We start from the raw sequence: 227 nt of genomic DNA, 5'->3' as shown, positions 1-227 counted from the left end.
CCCCCTGCAGTACCATCGGCGCTGTAAGGCTTAGCTTCCGGGTTCGGAATGTAACCGGGCGTTTCCCTCACGCTATGGCCACCGAAACCCTAATGGTTTCGAGCGAACAAGCACACTTTTCTGTTATGCGTTCTGCTCAAAAAACCGGCAACGGTCGTTGCCTCAGAACTAACACAGTGGACGCGAGCAACTGAGGACAAGCCCTCGGCCTATTAGTACCGGTCACC

General features: G+C 55.1%; 1 rRNA gene. It reads right to left on the bottom strand.

The window, feature by feature from the left end:
• Window positions 1-86: ribosomal RNA gene (gene rrf, locus RMT89_RS45810) — 5S ribosomal RNA — on the bottom strand; the annotation flags it as partial.
• Between the last annotated feature and the right edge of the window lie 141 nt (window positions 87-227).

This window comes from Streptomyces sp. P17 (assembly GCF_032436805.1).
GTDB lineage: Bacteria > Actinomycetota > Actinomycetes > Streptomycetales > Streptomycetaceae > Streptomyces.
This window is presented reverse-complemented; position numbering and strand designations above follow the sequence as displayed.